14 protein-coding genes are annotated in these 16,306 nt (G+C 70.0%); 3 read left to right on the forward strand and 11 right to left on the reverse strand.

Features of this window, described 5'->3' with window-relative positions; all coding sequences use genetic code 11:
• Positions 1 to 294: 294 nt before the first annotated feature.
• From ACFQGL_RS29575 to ACFQGL_RS29585, 3 genes are read right to left on the reverse strand one after another with little or no spacing between them, the layout of a single operon-like run.
• Positions 295 to 1,134: a GNAT family N-acetyltransferase gene (locus ACFQGL_RS29575; RefSeq protein WP_377515912.1), complete on the reverse strand. Its 840-nt coding sequence runs from the start codon at positions 1,132 to 1,134 to the stop codon at positions 295 to 297.
• Positions 1,135 to 1,191: 57 nt separating this feature from the next.
• A complete protein-coding gene (locus tag ACFQGL_RS29580; protein ID WP_377515955.1) occupies positions 1,192 to 2,157 on the reverse strand; it encodes an MFS transporter in 966 nt (321 codons plus the stop codon).
• Positions 2,154 to 2,414, reverse strand: a complete 261-nt coding sequence (locus ACFQGL_RS29585; RefSeq protein WP_377515913.1) for a hypothetical protein — start codon at positions 2,412 to 2,414, stop codon at positions 2,154 to 2,156. Before ACFQGL_RS29585 ends, ACFQGL_RS29580 begins: the two co-directional genes overlap by 4 nt.
• A 111-nt stretch (positions 2,415 to 2,525) precedes the next feature.
• Between ACFQGL_RS29585 and ACFQGL_RS29590 the strand changes: the two genes are divergently transcribed.
• Entirely contained in the window at positions 2,526 to 3,125 is a 600-nt protein-coding gene (locus ACFQGL_RS29590) for a PadR family transcriptional regulator (protein ID WP_377515914.1), read from the forward strand.
• A 91-nt stretch (positions 3,126 to 3,216) separates the two neighbouring features.
• Here the strand turns inward: ACFQGL_RS29590 and ispG are convergent, their stop codons facing one another.
• From ispG to ACFQGL_RS29615, 5 genes are all read right to left on the reverse strand, one after another.
• Positions 3,217 to 4,389, reverse strand: a complete 1,173-nt coding sequence (gene ispG, locus ACFQGL_RS29595; protein WP_377515915.1) for a flavodoxin-dependent (E)-4-hydroxy-3-methylbut-2-enyl-diphosphate synthase — start codon at positions 4,387 to 4,389, stop codon at positions 3,217 to 3,219.
• A 9-nt stretch (positions 4,390 to 4,398) separates the two neighbouring features.
• Positions 4,399 to 5,649 carry a M50 family metallopeptidase gene (locus ACFQGL_RS29600; RefSeq protein WP_377515916.1) on the reverse strand — a complete coding sequence of 417 codons (1,251 nt, stop codon included), beginning with the start codon at positions 5,647 to 5,649 and terminating at the stop codon, positions 4,399 to 4,401.
• Complete coding sequence (dxr, locus tag ACFQGL_RS29605) at positions 5,649 to 6,860, reverse strand: 1-deoxy-D-xylulose-5-phosphate reductoisomerase (protein WP_377515917.1); 1,212 nt, start codon at positions 6,858 to 6,860, stop codon at positions 5,649 to 5,651. The genes ACFQGL_RS29600 and dxr overlap by 1 nt, the downstream gene beginning before the upstream one ends.
• A 190-nt stretch (positions 6,861 to 7,050) precedes the next feature.
• Positions 7,051 to 7,695, reverse strand: coding sequence for a Uma2 family endonuclease (locus ACFQGL_RS29610; protein WP_377515918.1), 645 nt, complete (start codon positions 7,693 to 7,695; stop codon positions 7,051 to 7,053).
• 462 nt (positions 7,696 to 8,157) lie between these two features.
• Entirely contained in the window at positions 8,158 to 12,132 is a 3,975-nt protein-coding gene (locus ACFQGL_RS29615; RefSeq protein ID WP_377515919.1) for a CARDB domain-containing protein, read from the reverse strand.
• 620 nt (positions 12,133 to 12,752) lie between these two features.
• On the opposite strand from ACFQGL_RS29615, the gene ACFQGL_RS29620 reads away from it, so the two are divergent.
• Positions 12,753 to 12,917: a hypothetical protein gene (locus ACFQGL_RS29620; RefSeq protein ID WP_377515920.1), complete on the forward strand. Its 165-nt coding sequence runs from the start codon at positions 12,753 to 12,755 to the stop codon at positions 12,915 to 12,917.
• On the opposite strand, the gene ACFQGL_RS29625 is transcribed toward ACFQGL_RS29620, so the two are convergent.
• On the reverse strand, positions 12,914 to 13,492 hold the full coding sequence (locus ACFQGL_RS29625) for a GNAT family N-acetyltransferase (protein WP_377515921.1): 579 nt from the start codon (positions 13,490 to 13,492) through the stop codon (positions 12,914 to 12,916). The genes ACFQGL_RS29620 and ACFQGL_RS29625 overlap by 4 nt on opposite strands.
• A gap of 51 nt (positions 13,493 to 13,543) precedes the next feature.
• Here ACFQGL_RS29625 and ACFQGL_RS29630 point away from each other — a divergent pair, with 51 nt between their 5' ends.
• On the forward strand, positions 13,544 to 14,374 hold the full coding sequence (locus tag ACFQGL_RS29630; RefSeq protein ID WP_377515922.1) for a YhjD/YihY/BrkB family envelope integrity protein: 831 nt from the start codon (positions 13,544 to 13,546) through the stop codon (positions 14,372 to 14,374).
• On the opposite strand, the gene ACFQGL_RS29635 is transcribed toward ACFQGL_RS29630, so the two are convergent.
• Both ACFQGL_RS29635 and ACFQGL_RS29640 read right to left on the reverse strand, forming a co-directional pair.
• Positions 14,375 to 15,595 carry an ABC transporter permease gene (locus ACFQGL_RS29635; protein ID WP_377515923.1) on the reverse strand — a complete coding sequence of 407 codons (1,221 nt, stop codon included), beginning with the start codon at positions 15,593 to 15,595 and terminating at the stop codon, positions 14,375 to 14,377.
• Complete coding sequence (locus tag ACFQGL_RS29640; RefSeq protein WP_377515957.1) at positions 15,592 to 16,269, reverse strand: ABC transporter ATP-binding protein; 678 nt, start codon at positions 16,267 to 16,269, stop codon at positions 15,592 to 15,594. The genes ACFQGL_RS29635 and ACFQGL_RS29640 overlap by 4 nt, the downstream gene beginning before the upstream one ends.
• Positions 16,270 to 16,306 lie beyond the last annotated feature (37 nt).

A 16,306-nucleotide genomic window follows, 5' to 3' on the forward strand; every position in this document is an offset into this window, starting at 1 on the left:
GAACAGCAGGCCGCCGACCTCGTCGCCCAGCACTGGAACAGCTGACCCATCCAGCACCGAACGCTGGCCGGCACCCCGCACCGGGGTGCCGGCCAGCGGCGTACCCAGGCACCGTACGAGGAGATCTTGGACAGTTACCGTTCCGCGTTAACGGTAACTGTCCAAGATCTGTGGTTCGGTCCGTTCCGGTGCGGCAGGGAGCCGAACGACACACGCCGGACCAGCCACAGGCCAACAGGCCAACAGGCCAACAGGCCAACAGGTCAACAGGTCAACAGGTCAACAGGTCAAGGGTCAGAAGAGGACCGTGGCGAGGGTGCCGATCGGCTGGAAGCCGCAGCGCTCGTACACCCGGCGGGCCGGAAGGTTGAAGTCGTTGACGTACAGGCTGACGGTGGGGGCGACCCGCAGCAACGCGTCGCGGACCACGGCGGCCATCGCTGCGGTGGCGATCCCTCGGCCTCGCCACTCCGGCGCCACCCAGACGCCCTGAACCTGGGCGGTCCGCTTGGTCACCACTGCCAGCTCGGCCTTGAACACGACCTTGCCGTCGACGATCCGGGCGTACGCCCGACCCGCCCGGACCAGGTCGGTGACCCGGCGGCGGTAGCTGCGGCCGGCGTCCTCGGCCAGCGGTGAGACGCCGACCTCCTCGGTGTACATGGACACCGCCGCCGGGAAGAGCCGGTCGATCTCGGCGGTGCGGACCCGGCGTACCCGCGGATCGGCCGCTACGGCCGGAAGCGTGTCGGTGGCCAGCAGCGGCTGGTTCGGGCGGACGTCCCGAGCTGGCCCCCACGTGTCGGAGAGCCGGTCCCAGAGACCGAGGACCGCGTCTGCCCGACCGACGATGGAGGAGCAGAGCCGTTCCTCACCGGCGAGCAGGTCGGCGAAGGCCGACACGGCGGCGTCGGAGGCCAGCACCGGGGTCAGGTTGCCACCCAGCCAGCAGAGCGATTCCAGGTTGCGCCGTGCGCCGTACCCCAGAATTCTGCCCTCGGCCCGCCACCAGGACAGTCCGCGCGCGGCGATCCGCTCGGCGACCTGCGCGCCCGCGAACGGGTCCTGGTCGAGCAGTCGCTCGACCGCGCGGCGCTCCGATTCCCCCAGTTGCCGTACCGGCACCGTCAGCACGGGTACCAGCCTGCCAGATCGGCACCCGGCCCCGCCGGCCGAGTGACCAGCCCGCTCTCAGACGTTCACCGGCTCTGCGGCCGGGGTGGTCGGCCGGGTCCGGGCGGCCCACCGTACGACCGGAGGCACCAGGGCACCGAGTAGGAGGAACAGCCCACCGAGGAGCAACCAGCCCGGTACGCCCCAACCGAGCGCGAGGCTGGTCACCACCACCGGCGCGAGCATCTTGCCCAGCTCGTAGCCCATGCCGTACGCCCCCTGGTACTGGCCCTGCGCGTCGGCCGGCGCCAGCCCGAAGGAGATCCCCCACCCGGCCGCCGAGTGCCACAGCTCTCCGGTCACGTGTGCCAGCGAACCGCAGGCGAGCAGACCGATCGCGCCCACCGGAGGCAGTGCGCCGCTGACAGCGAAGAGTACGCAGGCCAGCGCGATGGCGACGCCGGCACGGCGGGCGGCTCGGGCGGCTCCGGGCACGGTGGCGGCGCCGCGCGCGGCGCGTACCTGAAGGAGCACCACCAGCACGGTGTTGATCAACATCAACGCGGAGATCATCCAGGCCGGCGCCCGGGTGTGCCCGGCGATCCACAGCGGCAGGGCGATGTTGAGCAGGCTGAAGTGCATGGACATCAGCCCGTCGAGCAGGGTGAAGGCGAGGAACGGGCGGTCCCGCAGTGCGATCAGCCGGGGTCCGTGCGTCGGGGCGGCGACCGGAGCGATGCGGGGCAGCCGGATCAGGACGACCGCCGCGGCCAGCGACGCCACCGCTGCGGCCAGGATCAGCGCGACGTACCCGGTGCGGGTGTCGGCGGCGATGGCGAACCCGCCGAGGACGGCGCCGACGGAGATACCGACGTTGGTGGTGGCGCGGAGGTAGGCGCGGGTGTGCACGCGCTGGTCGGCGGGGATCGCGCCGGCTATCAGCGCGCCCCGGGCACCGCGCTCGACCGCGTCGGCGAGTGCCGTGGCGGCTCCCACCAGCAGGAAGGCGGGGAACGACCGGACGGCGATCAGGCCCGCGGTCAGGGTGCCGGCCGCGAGTAGCGCGCCGACCTGTACTCCTCGTGGGCCAACGCGGTCGGCGAGAAGCCGCTGGGCGTGCTGGCCAGGACGCCGACCAGCGCCGAGATGGTTAGACCGACGCCCACCTGGGTGGGCGAGAGGCCGACCGACCGGGTGAGGAAGAGCGCGCTGGCGACCAGCCAGAGGCCCCGTCCGACGGTCTTGACCAGGGTGCCGAGGGTGAGGATCCGGGCCGGGCCGGACGGGGGAAGCAGGCGCATGGCCGCGATCCTAGCAAGACGTACGTACGGTTTTTAAAATTGATACTTGTCGCCGATGCGTTGCCGATATATCGTCGATGCATCAGCGATAGTCCAGAAAGGGAGAACCTGATGAGGTTCCATCGCGAGCAACACCAAGGGCACGAGAGGCACGAGTCCCGTCGGCGCGGCTTCGGCTTCCCGCCGATCCCGCCCGGCCCGCACGGGCACGGGCACCCGGGACCCGGCGGTGGCTGGGGCGGCCGTGGGCGCGGACGAGGTCGGGGCCGACGGCCCAACGTCCGCGGCGCGGTGCTGGCCCTGCTCACCGAGCGGCCGATGCACGGCTACGAGATGATCCAGGAGATCGACTCCCGCACCGGCGGTGCCTGGCGGCCGAGCCCCGGCTCGATCTACCCCACGCTCCAGCTGCTGGAGGACGAGGGGATGATCGTCGCCAGCACCGAGGAGCCCAGCGGCGGGCGCAAGCGGTTCACGGTCACCGAGGCCGGTCAGGCCGAGGCCACCGAGGCGGCACAGACCCCGCCGTGGGCGGACTTCGCCCAGGACACGGTGAACAGCTGGCACGACATCCGCGACGCCGGTACGCAGGCCATGAGCGCACTGCGCCAGGTGATGATGAACGGCAACGACGACCAGCGCGAGCGGGCCGCCCAGGTGCTCGACGAGACGCGACGCAAGCTGTACGCGATCCTCGCCGAATCCGAGTGACCCAAGCCCGCGCCACCAGCAGCGCCAACGAGAGCGGCCGTCTCCCCGAGGGGAGACGGCCGCTCTCTGCGTTACGGGGTACGCGGACCGATCAGTGCACGGTGACGGTCGGGCCGGTGACCAGGCCGCGCAGCTCCTCGGGCAGTTCGGCGCCCATCTCGTCGGCGATTCGCAGCGCCTCCTCGATCAGCGTCTCCACGATCTGGCCCTCGGGAACGGTCTTCACGACCTTGCCCTTGACGAAGATCTGGCCCTTGCCGTTGCCGGAGGCGACACCGAGGTCGGCCTCGCGGGCCTCGCCCGGGCCGTTGACGACGCAGCCCATGACGGCCACCCGCAGCGGCACCGGCAGCCCCTCCAGACCGGCGGTGACCTCCTCGGCGAGCTTGTAGACGTCCACCTGGGCCCGCCCGCAGGACGGGCAGGAGACGATCTCCAAGCCCCGCTCGCGCAGCCCCAGCGACTCAAGGATCTGGTTGCCGACCTTGATCTCCTCCACCGGCGGGGCGGAGAGCGACACCCGGATGGTGTCACCGATGCCCTCGGCGAGCAGGGCGCCGAAGGCGACCGCCGACTTGATGGTGCCCTGGAAGGCCGGGCCGGCCTCGGTGACGCCCAGGTGCAGCGGGTAGTCGCACTGCTCGGCCAACTGCCGGTACGCCCGGATCATCACGACCGGGTCGTTGTGCTTGACCGAGATCTTGATGTCCCGGAAACCGTGCTCCTCGAACAGCGAGCACTCCCACAGCGCCGACTCGACCAGCGCCTCGGCGGTGGCCTTGCCGTACTTGCTGAGCAGCCGCTTGTCGAGCGAGCCGGCGTTGACGCCGATCCGGATCGGCGTACCGGTGGCGGAGGCCGCTGCCGCGATCTCCTTGACCTTGTCGTCGAACTGGCGGATGTTGCCCGGGTTGACCCGGACCGCCGCGCAGCCCGCGTCGATCGCGGCGAAGACGTACTTGGGCTGGAAGTGGATGTCGGCGATCACCGGGATCTGGGACTTCTTGGCGATCGCCGGCAGCGCCTCGACGTCATCCTGGGACGGCACCGCCACCCGGACGATCTGACAGCCGGACGCGGTCAGCTCGGCGATCTGCTGGAGGGTGGCGTTGACGTCGGAGGTGAGCGTGGTGGTCATCGACTGCACGGACACCGGCGCACCACCGCCGACCGGCACCGAGCCGACCATGATCTGACGGCTGGCCCGGCGAGGGGCGAGCGGCGGGGGCGGCATCGTGGGGATACCGAGACTGATTGCGGTCACTTCAGGCACTCACCTTGAGAAGAGCGTGATCGGGTTGACGACGTCCGCGGCAATGGTAAGCAGCGTGAAGGCGCCACCGATCAGGATCACCACGTACGTGAAGGGCATCAGCTTGAGATAGTCGACCCGGCCGGGGTCGGCCCGACCGATCCGCGCGTAGATCCAGGAGCGGGCCCGCTCGAACCAGGCGATGGCGATGTGCCCGCCGTCCACCGGGAGCAGCGGCAGCAGGTTGAACACGCCGATGAAGAAGTTCAGCGAGATGAAGAGCATGAAGAAGACCAGCCAGGCGTTGTTCTGTACCGCCTCGCCGCCGAGCCGGCTGGCGCCGACCACGCTGATCGGGGTGTCCACGTCCCGCTCGCCGCCGGTGAGGGCGGTCCACAGGGCGGGGATCTTCTGTGGGATGCGCTGCAGGGCCTGGACGGTGCCGACCGCGAGTTGGCCGGTGAAGTCGGCGGTCGCGCCGAAGGCACCGACCGGCCCGTACGTCACTCGGGTGGGCGTGCTGGGACGCAGGCCGACGCCGAGCGCGGCCACCGGGGCGGCGGTGCCGCTCGGGTTGTCCAGCGGCGGGCGCAGGGTCTGCGCGAGCACCGTGCTGGTGCTGCCCGGCTGCCCGTCGCGGACGTACTCGATCTTCGCGGTCTCGCCCGGCTTGAGGCCGCGCAGCGTGGTGAGCAGGTCGCCGTAGGAGCCGATCGGGGTGCCGTTGACCGAGGTGATCCGGTCACCGTTGCGCAGTTGCGCCTGGGCGGCCGGGCTGGCCGCGTCGGCCGGTGTGCACGCGCGGACCGCGTTCTCCGGGACCACGCAGGGGCTGAGCTGGATGACCGCCGGCTCCTGGCGGGCCTGCACGTCGGTGGTCGGGAAGTCCGGGTTGGGCAGGCCGGCGGAGACGGCGAGGATCCAGATCGTGATCAGGGCAAGGGCGAAGTGCGTGATCGAGCCGGCGGCCATCACGATCGTCCGCTTCCAGACCGGGTAGCGCCACATCACCCGCGACTCGTCGCCCGGCTCCACGTCGTCGTCCTGCGGGGTCATCCCGACGATCTTGCAGAAGCCGCCGAGCGGGATGCCCTTGAGGCCGTACTCGGTCTCGCCCTTCTTGAACGACCAGACGGTGGGACCGAAGCCGACGAAGAACTTGGTGACCTTCATCCCGAACGCCTTGGCGGTCAGCAGGTGCCCCGCCTCGTGCAGGCTCACCGAGATGAGGATCGCGAGGGCGAAGAGAACCACCCCGAGCAGGTACGACATCAAGCTCCTTCCACCGAACCCGCGATGATCTCCTGCGCGTGCGCGCGTGCCCACGACTCGGCCGCGAGCACGTCCTCGACGGTACCTGGTTCGGTGAAGTCCGGTGCCTCCTCCAAGACCCGCGCGAGGGTATCGACGATGCCCAGGAACGGCAGCCGACCAGCCACGAACGCCTCGACGCACTCCTCGTTCGCCGCGTTGTAGATCGCCGGACGGCAGCGCCCGGCCTCCCCGGCGGCCTTGGCCAGGGCGACGGCCGGGAAAGCCTCGTCGTCGAGCGGCGCGAACTCCCAGGTGTGCGCGGCGGTCCAGTCGACCGGAGCGGCCGCCTCCGGCACCCGGTCCGGCCAGCCCAGCGCGACCGCGATCGGCAGCCGCATGTCCGGTGGGCTGGCCTGCGCGATCGTCGAGCCGTCGACGAACTCGACCATGGAGTGGATCACCGACGTCGGGTGGACCGTCACGGTGATGTCGGCGTACGGCACGTCGAACAGTTCGTGCGCCTCGATCACCTCAAGCGCCTTGTTGACCATGGTGGCCGAGTTGATCGTGATGACCTTGCCCATGTTCCAGGTCGGGTGCGCCAACGCCTGCTCGGGCGTGACCTGCGTCAACTCGTCGCGCCGCTTACCCCGGAAGGGCCCGCCGCTGGCGGTGACGATCAACCGGCGTACCTCGGGGCGTGAGCCGGAGCGCAGGCACTGGGCCAGCGCGGTGTGCTCCGAGTCGACCGGAATGATCTGCCCCGGCCGCGTCACCGCGGCCTTGACCAGCGGGCCGCCGGCCACGAGCGACTCCTTGTTGGCCAGCGCGAGGGTACGACCACCGCGCAGCGCGGCCAGCGTAGGAGCGAGGCCCAGCGAGCCGACCACCCCGTTGAGCACGATGTCGCACGGCCACTGGGCCAGCTCGGTCATGGCGTCCGGCCCGGCAACGATCTTGGGAAGCTTGAAGTCACCGGTGGACCAGCCGCGCCGGCTCGCCTCGGCGTAGAACGCCAGTTGGAGGTCCTGCGCGGCGGACGCCTTGGCCACCCCGACCACGTCGACACCCAGTTCGAGCGCCTGCGCGGCCAGCAGCCCGACGTTGCCGCCACCGGCGCCCACGGCGACCACCCGGAACCGGTCCGGGTTGCGCCGCACGATGTCGATGGCCTGGGTGCCGATCGAGCCGGTGGACCCGAGCAGAACGAGGTCGCGGGGGGAAGTCACCGGACCATTCTTCCCCACCTCCGCTGTACGCCCGCTGGGAGCCTCAGCCTCGCGCCGCCCACCTGCGGATCGACAGCCACCTCCCGACGCCCACCCCGCCGGCCCACCGAGGCGTTCCGGCGGAGATCTTGGACAGTTACCGTGCCGCCGGAACGCCAACTGTCCAAGATCTGCTCAGGGGCTGGAGAACTTACCCGTCGCCGTCCGGTTCCTCCGGCACCGCTTCCTCGTCCAACAGTTCCGCCGGGTCGATGGTGAACTCGAACGGCTCCCGCATGACGAAGGCGCTTCCCGCCGCCGCGGCGGCCAACGGCCGGTACTCGCCGTCAGTCAGTTCGAACAGCGCGATGGTCGGTACCCGGTTGCGCAGATCCACCCGGAGGAAGAACGGCACTCCGGCGAAGGCGTACTCCCTGGGCCGGTCGATCACGTCCTTACGTCGGTTACCCGGCGAAACGATCTCTCCCAGCAGAATCGCTTCGGCAATGGAGACCGTGGTGCGGCCGCCACCTGAGTTGCGAAGTACCGCGATGTCCGGGATGAAGAGGTCATCTCCGGAAAGAACGTTGATTTCGGGGTAGACCCAGAAACCGGCTTTCCGCGCGGCGCGGTGCAGCACATATGGCAACTCTCGCTCGACCGATTGATGGTCGATTCCCGCATGTGGTGTCACGATCACGCTTCCGCTCAGGACCTCAACCTTGGGGCCGTTGGTCTCCGGCAACAGGTCGAGGGCGAGCTGGGCCGTCCACGGCTCGTCGTGCCACCGCAGCACGTCGAACGACGGCTCGGTGTGCTGCGGCGCCGGCTCCGGCGCGAACGCTGCCTGGGCCATCCGGGCTCACCCCCTCAGCGGACCATCCTGCTCGGCTCAGCCTAGCCGCGCAGCCCCCACAACACGCAGGTCGCACCGGGTGTCCGTCAGCGCGTACCGCGCCACACGCGGCGGCGTCCATCCGGATCCGCGTGGTGGTGGCGCACCCAGTCGACGGCGGGCAGGCTGCCCGCAGCACGGTGAGCCCGCCGATCACCGCGGCGGCGCCCCGCTCAGCCAGCCCCGCAACGACCATCCTGGGCGGGCAGTCAGCCCGGGGGCGGAAGCATTCGTGAGCGATATACCTGAGAGTCATTTTTATACCGCTGAGGTATACGGCTCGACGAGATGTTGCCGCCCTGGCCGTGGCGCTGCACGACTCGCTGGCTCTTCTGCGACGCAGGCTCGACGGGCTCCCGCGCGACGACGACGGGCCTGAGCAGGTGACTGCTCAGGCCCGCCGTCACGTCCGCGACGCTGGGATCAGCCGCCGTTGATCACGAACTGCGACCCCGGCTGGATGACGATGTTGCCGTCGGCCGAGTTGGTGATGGTCACGTTGGTCAGGTTGGCATTGCCTCGGGCACCGCTCATCGCGAGGATGCCGGCACCGTTGTTGGACTTGTCGATCCGTACGTTGGTGATCGCGACGTTCGGCATGTTGCCGCCGCCGTTCTTGAACTGGATGCCGTCGTACGTCGAGTCGGAGATGTCGGTGTCCCGGATCGTGACCCCGACGATGTCCCTGGTGGACGGGAAGAGGGTGATGGCCCCGAACTCCTGGTCCTCGTTCCAGAAGGCGCCGCCGGTCCGGTAGAGCCCGTTGTTGGCGATCAGCGTCGTCCCGGAGAACGGCAGCGGGTCGTGGTCAGTCGCCAGCATGATCCCCGGGTAGTTCGCGGTGTCGTAGACCAGGTTGTTCTCGATCGAGTTGTCGTAGCCGCCGTAGATGGCGATGCCGTTCGCCCGCCAGGGCAGCTGGATGGTGTTGTTGACGAAGTGGTTGTCGTGGGCGATGTCGACGTTGCGGTCCTTGACGTACGGGTTGGCCCAGACGGCGAGGGCGTCGTCACCGGTGGTACGGAAGGACGAGTTGAACACCCGCGAGTTGCGCGTGCCGTTACTGAAGTTGATGCCGTCGGCGTAGGTGTCGCGGATCCGCATGCCGGTGAACTCCAGCCCGTCGGCCGGGCCCCAGAGGTCGGGGATGTTGTCGTAGTCGCGACCCACCCAGACACCCACGTTGGCGTGCTCGATCCAGACGTTGCTGATCTTGGTGCCGGTGCCGAACCGACCGTTCAGACCCACGCCACCCTCGGCGTTGCCGTCACCGCCACGGATCCGGCCGGAACCGAAGATGGCGATGTCGGAGATCTGGGTGTTCTTGTCGATGTCGAAGCCGAAGTTGCCCTCGTGCGGGTGGTTGATGCCGCCCACCACGTTCTGCGGCTCGGTCAGCGTGTAGAGCTGGGAGTGCCACATACCGGCGCCCCGGATCGTGACGTTGCTGATGCCGACCTGGTTCCACTGACCCCGGTTCAGCGGGTCGTCGGTGAGGATCTTCTGCTCCTGCCGCCACTGACCGGCCGGGATCCAGACGCAGCTGATGACGCCGTTCTGGTCGTCGGTCACGGCCCGCTGGATGGCGGCGGTGTCGTCGAGCCCGTCGTTCGGAACCGCACCGTACGACGTGATCGAGGTGCAGCCGGCCGGCTGGCTCAGCGGTGGCGCCACCTGCTCCAGGTCGATCATGTCGATGACGTAGAACGAGGCCGAGTCGCCGGAGTCGCGCTGCAACTTGAAGCGCGTACCGGCCGGGTAGGACTGCGCCAGCAGCGCGTTCGACTCGTCGAACAGCCGCCGCGCGTCGGCCTGCGGGGTGTTGGTCAGCGCCTCCGGCCCGTCGGTGTTGCCGTAAAGCCAGCTGTGCTTCGAGGAGAGCGTCAGCTTCCGGGAGAAGACGTCGTTGATGTAGAGGCTGATCGTCGCCTCGATGCCACCGCCACCCGGAGCGTCCGGGATGGAGTTACGCACCACGATGGAGTTGGCGGCACTGGCCGAGGTGAACTGGACGTACTGGCCGGTGCTGTTCAGCCGTACCGACTTGCGGCCCGAGGACTCGCTGGCGAAGTTGGTGTGGCCGAAGGTACGCAGCGGGTCGGTCTCCAACAGCGTGCCCTGGTACTGGCCGGCCTCCGCCTCGTACGAGACGTACGGGACGGCCGCCCCACGCCCGACCACGATCGACTGGGTGAACGTGTTGTTGGACTCGTTGGTCTCGGCAACCGTGTTGGTCGCATCGGCGGTGGCGGTGATGGTGGCCCCGCCGCTGGTGGCGGTCCAGCTACCGGAGATGGCCACGTTGACCGTCGCGCCGGCGGCGATGGAGGCGGTGTTGGTGTTGAGCGTGGTGCTGCCGACCGCCACCCGGGTGACGGTGGTCGCGCCGGTCGCGGCGGTGCCCCGGTTGCGGACCGAGACGGTGAACGTGACGGGCGCCCCGACGGCCGGGTTCGGCGGGTTGGAGGTGATGCCGAGGACCTGTAGGTCCGGGCCCGGAGCCTGGGTGACCACCAGCGGCGACGGCGCGGTGTAGCTGTTGTTGCCGTTGTTCTGCTCGACGATCGTGTTCGCCGGGTCGACCACCGCCGTGACGCTGTAGCTGCCCATCGGCCGGGTGCCGGCATTGAACGAGACCGTGGTCGAGCCACCGGCGGCCAGCGCACCGACCGCCGCGCTGCCGACGACCGCACCGGCCAGGCTGAAGTTCACCGTGGTCGCGCCGGCGGCTGCCGATCCGATGTTCTGCACCACGGCCGAGAGGGTGACCGCGGTGGCCTCGCTGGGCGACGCCGGCGACCAGGTCGCCGAGCTGATGACCAGGTCGGGGTTGGGTGCCGGCGTGCCGCACACCTCAAGCTCGGCCACCTGGCCCGACGGGGCACCGGAGTTGGCGGTGAACCGGAGCTGGACGTCCGCGGTGGTCGCGGTGACCGGGATGCTCACCACGTTGTTGCCCTGGACGAACTGGTAGCTCGCCGCCGACACCAGACTGGTGTACGTGGACGAGGCCTGGTCGCGGCCGAGGACCTGGATGGTCTGCGTACGGGTGCCCCAGGCCAGGTCCGGGTTGAGCTTGACGGTGACCGAGGAGATGGAGTGGTTCGCGCCCAGCGCCACGGTCAGGTTCTGCGGGTAACTCGGCGCACCCTCCCAGTACGTCCCGAGCTGCCCGTCGTTCGCCTTGTCCGGGGTGAAGCTGAAGGTGGAACCGCTGGCCGACATGGCCTTGCCCTGCGCCACGTTGGTGCAGGCAGGGGGGTTGCTGCCGGTCCGGGTGACGGTGTTGCTGTTGCCGGACAGGTTGCCCGCGCCGTCGCGCGCCCGGACGTAGTAGGACACCGTCGCCGTCGCGGGCTGGCTGTCCTGGTACGTCAGGACCGTGCCGAGCGTCGCGATCAGGCTGCCGTTGCGGTAGACGTTGTAGCCGGCCAGGCCGCTGCCACCGGAGTCGGTGGAGGCACCCCAGTTGAGCGTGATCGTGGAGCCCGACGTGCTGTGCGACAGCGTCCCCGGGACGCTCGGCGCGGTGGTGTCACCACTGCCGGTACGCGTCACCGTGTTGCTGTTGCCGGAGAGGTTGCCCGCGACGTCACGCGCCCGGACGTAGTACGACACGGTCGCCGTGGCCGGCTGCGTGTCGTTGAAGGTCAGCACGTTGCCGATGGACTGCAGGAACGAGCCGTTGCGGTAGACGTCGTACCCGGCGATGCCGCTGCCGCCCGGGTTGTCGGTCGACGCGACCCAGTTGAGGGTGATCGTGGTGCCCGACTGGGTGTACGAGAGGTTGCTCGGAGCACTCGGCGCGGTCGTGTCCGGGGTGCCGCCGCCGCTGCCGTACACCTCCAGCTCGGAGAGCTGTCCGGCCGGCCAGCCGCTGTTGGCCGTGATGGTGATCCGCACGTACCGGGTGGAGGCCTGGGTGAAGTTGATCGTGACCGTGCTGCCGCTGGCCGGGTTGAACGTGTAGGTCTGTGACCCGACCAGGGTGCCGAACGACGAGCCGTTGGTGCTGCCCTGCACGCTCAGGGTCTGCGTACGGGTCCCCCAGCCGGAGGTGGGCAGCTTCAGCACGACCTGGTTCACGGCCTGCGATGAGCCGAGATCGACCTGCACCCACTGGGGAAAGGCGTTGTTGACGCTCTCCCAGTAGCTGCCGGCATTGCCGTCGACGACCTTCGACGAGTCGTAGACGTCGGCGTGGCCGCTCTCCTGGGTCGGGCGGCCCTGCGCGAGGTTGACGGCCGCCGGTACGGCGTTGGCCGTGCTCGCCGGGGCTGCCTCGTCGACCGGGCGGGGGGCACCGGCCGCGTTCGCGACGGAGGCGGACCCCACCGTCGCGATCATGGCGGTCGCGACTGTCGCGGCCACCATCCTGAACAGACTCGTTCGTCTCATCACTGTCCTTGTCGTTGGGGGACGGTTGCCGCGGGCGGCTCGACCAAGGGGTGGGGTGTGCGTCGGTGCAGCGCCGGCCCGCGCGTGGACGCGCGCGGGCCGGTGTCGGGGGTGCCGAGGAGACGAGGTGCTGGCGGCGCGGGGGCACCGCTTCGGGGGATGAGGATGAACTCCGCCAAAAGAGACGGCCGATCGGATTTTTCGAGGCCATGCATCGAATCAAGCACGCCTTTGTCGAGATCTTGCATGGCGTTGACCAAAGATTACTGACGTGCTACGAGGGCGTCAACACTTCGACCACCTTGACTATTGATGGCCTTGCACGTCGGTGATCCACTCCGGATCGCTGAAGCCGCGGTGTCCGGGTCGATGGGATACCAGGCCGACGCACAACCGAGGGGACAGCACCATGAGCAGGCTCGCACTCGTCACCGGCGCCACGGCCGGCATCGGCCACGCTTTCGCCGAACGCCTGGCCGCCGACCTGGCCACCGACGCGGGTGTGGACATGGTCGCCGAGGTGTGCGCGTCGCAGCCCCTGACCATGCTGGTCAACAACGCGGGCGTGTCCCACTACATGCCGCTCGCCGAGCTACCCGCCGACAAGGCCAAGGGAGCTCGTGCACGTCAAGGTCGTCGCCCCGACCCTGCTCAGCCGCGCTGCGGTCGGGGGCATGCAGGAGCGCGGTGCCGGCGCCATCATCAACGTGGCCGGCATGATCGCCTTCAGCGGCCCGGCACCGAGCTCGATGATGCCCCGCCGCCCCCAACTCGCCACCCGCTAGCTGGCCGGCTGACCCGACGAAGGCTCCCCGCCCGGCGCGGTCAGGAGGAAGGTCTCCAGCTCCTGGCCGCCGTACCAGTCGCTGCGCCGGCCCACGTGGGTCATTCCGAGGCGCCGACAGACCGCCATCGACGCCTCGTTGCCCGGCGAGACGACCGCATAGATCTCCCGGGTCCCGGTCGCGAACTCCCGGGCGAGCGCTCCGCTGGCCGCCTCGGTGGCATAGCCGTGACCCCAGCAGTCCGGGTGCAGGTGCCAGCCCACCTCGATGTCCCCGGTACGCCGCGACTCGTCCCGCCCCGGCAGAGGCTTGAGCATCATCGTGCCCACGACCAGGCCGGTGTCCCGCAGTTCGATCGCCCAGGTGCCGTACCGGCCCTGGTCGGTGGCGTGCCGTTCCTGCCAGAAGCGCAGCCGCTCGGCGGCCTGCGCCGGGTCGGTCATCGGCAGCCCGGACGCGACGCCCAGCCAACGGGCGATCTCGGGACGGGAGTAGATGTCGTAGATCCGGGCCAGGTCGGCGGGATCTGCGGTCCAGTCACGCAGGATCAGGCGTTCCGTGGTGTAAACCGTCATAGACGGCGATCTTAAGGAGTGGCGTACCCGACGACAGGGAAAGAGAGCGCGGTGGGCGGTGGATGGCAGCGGGCGAGGCGGATCACCAGTGCCGCGTTCCGCCCGTTGCGCGGGCGGGACCTGTCGCTGCACGCTGCCGCCATCACGTTCTACGGGGCGATCGCCGTGGTGCCGGTGGCCCTGCTGGCGATCTGGTTGACCGCGCTGGTCGCCGGGGCTGCTCGGGTACGCCGACTCACCTCGTACGCCATCGAGGCGCTGCCCACCGCGATCGGTGCGCCTCGGGCGGTGGCCGCCCTGGTCGACGCCGGGGTGGAGTTGACCCCGCTGCTGGCGCTGGCCTCGCTGCTGCCCGCGTCGCTGTACGGCGAGGGCCTGCGCCGGGCATTCGTCTCGGTGGCCGCGCCCCGCACCGACGAACACCTGGTCGGCTGGCGGGGTCGGGTGCTGCTGCTGCCACTGCTCGCGCCGGCTCCCGCGCTGCTGCTGTCGATCCTGCTGGCGCTGCCACTCACCACCCGCCTGGTACGGCAGGGCGGCTGGGTCGGCGCGCTCGGGGTGGTGCTGTCGTTCCTGGCGGTCTGGCTGGTGCTCACACCGGTGCTGGTGTGGGTGTTCCGGGTGGTCGGGCCGGCGTCACCGGACTGGCTCTCCACGGTCGGGATCGGTTCGTTCACGGCGGCGAACCTGTCCGGGTTCATGCACGGCTTCGTGCTCTTCACCTCGCTCCCCCTGGACCTGGGCGTGCCGTTCGGCGGCTTCGACGAGATCGGCGCCGGTGTGGCCGTGCTGCTCTGGCTCTACCTGTTCCACGTGATCGTCCTGGCCGGCTACTCGGCCACCCTGGCCCTCTCCCGCTGGCGCGCCCGCCTGCCGAGTTGATCAAGGGGTGGCGAGCGCCTCCGTCGGGGTCAGCCGGGATGCGCGGATAGACGGGTAGACGCCGGCGACCACGCCCACCAGGAGGGCTCCGCCGATGCCGCCGGCCACCGCCATCGCCGGGATGGTCGGCGGCCAGTCCTGATAGCCGGCGTACCCGATCGTCGCCAGCACCCCGATGGCCGTGCCGGCGGCACCGCCGAGCACCGAGAGCAGCACCGACTCGGTGAGGAACTGCACCCGGATCTGGCCGCGGTTCGCGCCGAGCGCGCGGCGCAGGCCGATCTCCCGACGCCGTTCCAGCACCGAGATGACCATCGTGTTGGCCACCCCGATCCCACCGACCAGCAGGGCCACCGCGGCCAGCCCGAGGAATAGCGCGGAGAAGGTGTTCTGGGTGGCCCGTTTCGCGGCCAACGCGTCGGAGGGGCGACTGACCTGGACCAGGCCGGGTAGCTGCGGGTTGAGGGTCGCCGGCAGCACCGCGCGGACGTCCTCCAGCGAGTCCTCCCGAGCCTGCAGGTAGACGACCGTGGGATGGCCGTCGAAGCCGAGCATGTCCCGGGCGGCGTCCCAACCGACCAGCACCGACCGGTCCAGGTCCGGGGAGAGCGGCATCGGATCCAGGACGCCGACCACGGTGAACCAGCGCGTACCGATGATCACCTGGGCCGGCTGGCGCGGATCGACCGTCGCGAATCCGAGCCGGCTCGCGGCGACGTAGCCGAGGACCGCGGTCGGGAGCCGCGCCGTCCCTTCGTCGAGGAACCGGCCCGTGCGGACCCGGCCGTTGACCGTGTCGAGCAGGTCGGACCGGGCGGCCAGGACGCTGAGCCCCGAGGTGTCGTACCTGTCCAGCAGGTCGTTGCGGCGTACGGCGGTGTGCGTGTTCGCCACGGCGCTCGCCTTCGTGACCGGCCCGATCCGGGCCGCCATGGCGGCGGAGTCCTCGGGCAGGAGCACGGGCGGCTTCTGATCGGGTACGGGCTCGGCGCGCAGCACGTTGGTGCCGAGGGCGGAGAGCTGGTTCATCAGGTCGCGCTGGCTGGACGCGGGAATGCCCACCACGACGATCATCGTGGCGATGCCGATGGAGATGCCCAGGGCGGAGAGGACGGCCCGCATCCGGCGGGTGGTGATCCCGAGCAGACCGAGCCGGAGTACGTCGGTCGGGGCGAGCCGCGTGGGCCGACCATCGCCCGACGACGAGGTAGGCATGTTCATCCTCGGCTCCTGTCACCGGTGTCCGAGACGATCCGACCGTCCCTGATCTCCACCTGTCGGGGCATCCGGGCGGCGAGATCCCGGTCGTGGGTGATGACGGCGATGGTGGTCCCCTGGGCGTGCAACTCCAGCAGCAGCGCGAGGACCGCCGCGCCGTTGACGGTGTCCAGGGCACCCGTCGGCTCGTCCGCCAGGACCAGTGCCGGCTCGTTGACCAGTGCCCGGGCGATCGCCACGCGCTGCCGTTCCCCGCCGGAGAGCTGCTGCGGCAGGTGGTCGACCCGGTGCGCCAGACCAACCCGGGCCAGCGCCTCGATCGCCATCCGTCGGCGGCGACGGCGGGGCACTCCGGCGTAGAGCAGCCCGGTGGCGACGTTCTCGGCCGCGTCGAGCCCGTCGGTGAGGTGGAACTGTTGGAAGACGAAGCCGAGCCAGCGGCCCCGCAGCGCCGAGAGCCGGCGGTCGGGCAGGGTGGTGACCTCCTGCCCGGCGACGCGTACCCGACCGCTGGTCGGCAGGTCGAGGGTGCCCATGATGTTGAGCAGCGTGGACTTGCCGGACCCGGACGGCCCGACGATGGCGAGCAGCTCGCCGGCATGGACCCGGAGCGAGACGTCGTCCAGCGCGGTCACTCCGCCCGGGTACGTCTTGCTCGCGTGCTCGACGCTGAGCACCGGTTCCGCGTACGTCGGGAGCACCTCGGTTTGTGCG

It is taken from the genome of Micromonospora vulcania, from assembly GCF_042658605.1.
In the GTDB taxonomy this organism is placed as follows: domain Bacteria; phylum Actinomycetota; class Actinomycetes; order Mycobacteriales; family Micromonosporaceae; genus Micromonospora; species Micromonospora vulcania.